This window comes from Protofrankia sp. CiP1_Cm_nod3 (assembly GCF_982290655.1).
Genome location: NZ_CEVIVD010000056.1, coordinates 29,419 through 31,879, shown reverse-complemented (window position 1 = coordinate 31,879; position 2,461 = coordinate 29,419). Strand labels below are relative to the sequence as shown.

Annotated in this window: 3 protein-coding genes; all 3 read right to left on the bottom strand. The window is 66.1% G+C overall.

Annotation, left to right across the window (positions count from 1 at the left end; genetic code table 11):
* Positions 1-186: 186 nt before the first annotated feature.
* Positions 187-483, bottom strand: a complete 297-nt coding sequence (locus tag AC5LUJ_RS12940; RefSeq protein WP_250280811.1) for a GlsB/YeaQ/YmgE family stress response membrane protein — start codon at positions 481-483, stop codon at positions 187-189.
* A 623-nt stretch (positions 484-1,106) separates the two neighbouring features.
* Positions 1,107-1,397, bottom strand: a complete 291-nt coding sequence (locus tag AC5LUJ_RS12935) for a hypothetical protein (protein WP_250280813.1) — start codon at positions 1,395-1,397, stop codon at positions 1,107-1,109.
* A 558-nt stretch (positions 1,398-1,955) separates the two neighbouring features.
* A partial coding sequence (locus AC5LUJ_RS12930) for an ATP-binding cassette domain-containing protein (protein ID WP_493464990.1) occupies positions 1,956-2,461 on the bottom strand: 506 nt, incomplete at its 5' end.

Sequence of the window (2,461 nt, the reverse complement as noted above, 5' to 3'; positions counted from 1 at the left end):
CCCTCGCCGCCCGCCGCGTTGGCCTGCTGGGAAGAAACCCTCCACATGAGACATGCTCTTAGTCGAATGTGGAGGGTGTCACAGTCCTGGGTGAGCCGCCGAGGAGAATCCCGCTCCCGGCGACTCACCCAGGACCTCAAGCTGCGCATGGGACGGATTCCCAGCCCGGCTCGGCCGGCCCCGCGTTTACCGGCGGACATACCTCTGGTGCCGATAGGAGCCGCGACCGTTCACAGCACGCCACGCCAGCAGTACCAGAACGGCACCGATTACGGAGCCGACGACACCGGAGGGCTGCAACGGACCCTCACCCGCATCCTTGTTGAATAGGGCATAACCGAGGAACCCGCCGACGAAGGATCCGACGATCCCGACGATTATGGTGCCCCCGATACCGATGCGGTCCGGACCGGGTAGTACCAGGCGGGCGACGGCACCGACGACGAGTCCGAGCAGCAGCGTGACGATGATGAACTCAACCATTGCCATTCCTCCTTGTCGTGATGATTACCGATGTGTTTTCCCCTGCCTTAACCTGCCGAATCTCTTGCTTCGTTTGATTCAGGTCACCATCGCCGGCTGCGGCCGGAGTCCGGCGCGGCGACGGTGACGGGCCGCCCAGTGCACGGGCGGCAGGACGATCTCGCCGGCAACCGCCCCACCGGTGGCGCCGGGGCCTGCCAGCCTGCGACGCGAGTGGCTTTGTCGCTGCTGGCCACGGTCTTCGCTGGCCACGGTCTTCGCTGGCCACGGTCTTCTCGACGGCCGCGGCAACCCGAGGTGATGCTCGACCTGCCCGCGGAAGGTCCCGGCGGCCTTGTCGCGGATACCTGGCGTCTTCTCGGTCGTCGCGGTAGCTTGTGGGTTCTGGCGGATCTTCGCCCGGGCCGTACCGGCCGTCTGCACAGCGGTGTCGCAGGTGCTGTGCGCGGTTGCCGCGACATGTATCGCGAGACCATCTGCCGCGCCGGCGATTTTCTATCCGGGATCGACGGCGTTTCTTCCGGAATCGGCGCTCATGGAATCCGGTCGCGAGAGGGCGGACTGTTCAGCCGTCGAAGATTCTCCCAGCAATCCGGCGATCTTTGCGACTGGGCGGGTGAAAGCTACGGTGAGGTCCGTACCGGTGATTCCGGCGCGTCTTCGCGTGCGGCACCGGCGGTCGGATTTTTCGCAGGCTCCCGTTCGATGATCATATCGTCCTCGAACATGATCGGAGGCGTGACCCTACGCTCGACGGACTCCTCTACGATATGCCGACGCCAGCGATCCCTGTAGATCGATACACCGAACCCAACCGCACCGACCATCATGAAGATCAGACCGACCGTGGGAAGGCTCAGCCCGGAGGAGTCCGCATGCACAGCGAACGCGAGGATGGCTCCCAGAGCCAACATCCCGAGACTCAATGCTATACCCATGCCTTCCCTATACCCATATCTCAGCTCGTATCACCTCGGAGTTGAGTCCAGGGGCGCGGCGTACGGCAAGTAGCGATCAGACGTCAGGAGACGACGGGGATCCGCTGGTCAGCAGCCACGTTTGTGATGTTCATAGGGGCTCAACAGAGTTCGTCGCCGTTCTCCGGCACCGCTTTCCCCTATTCGACCGATAGTCGATGTTGTTCCAGGTGCACGACGGATGGGACCATCGGCGGACAATCGCCCGTTTTATGGTGTTTTCGGCAGGGTGAAGAGCAGCCGTGCCACAGTCTGTTGCAACGACATGATCATACGAGAGTCCTCCACTCCCACTCCCACTCCCACTCCCACCGGACCGGACCGGTGCGGGCAGAACCAGTTCCGGCCAGGCGTCGACGAGCAACGCCCGTCGACTCACCATGAGTGCGTGCGCCGGGCGGCCCGACGGTTGGCCCTCTCCTCACTCGGCAACGTGACGACCCGGCTCCGGGAGATCCAGGCTGTCCGTCACGATGATCGGCGTCCCGTGATGGCTCAGCGGTCGAGTTCGGTGAGCTTTCCGGCCTCGACGTGCAGGTGGCGGGTGACGTCGACGGCCGCGAGCATCTGCCGGTCGTGGGTGACGAGTACGAGGGTGCCCGGGTAGCCGTGCAGCGCCGACTCGAGCTGCTCGATCGCGGGCAGGTCGAGATGGTTGGTCGGCTCGTCGAGGATCAGCAGGTTCACCCCGCGCGCCTGCAGGAGCGCGAGCGCGGCCCGGGTCCGCTCCCCCGGTGACAGCGTGGCCGCGGCACGGCCGACGTGGTCGGCGCCCAGGGCGAACTTGGCCAGCAGGGTACGGGCGTCGGCGGTGGACATCTCGGGCCGGAAGCGGCCGAGGATGTCGAGCGGGGAGTCCGCCCCGGCGAACAGGCCGCGGGCCTGGTCGACCTCCCCGACGACCACACCCGGGCCCAGCGTCGCGGCACCGGCCGCCAGCGGGACCCGGCCGAGCATCGCGGCCAGCAGCGTCGTCTTGCCCGCCCCGTTCGGGCCGGTGA

Excerpts from the sequence above, each read along its gene's own strand:
- AC5LUJ_RS12935 (WP_250280813.1), bottom strand. The coding sequence starts at position 1,397 with ATGTTGGCTCTGGGAGCCATCCTCGCGTTCGCTGTGCATGCGGACTCC.
- AC5LUJ_RS12940 (WP_250280811.1), bottom strand. The coding sequence starts at position 483 with ATGGTTGAGTTCATCATCGTCACGCTGCTGCTCGGACTCGTCGTCGGT.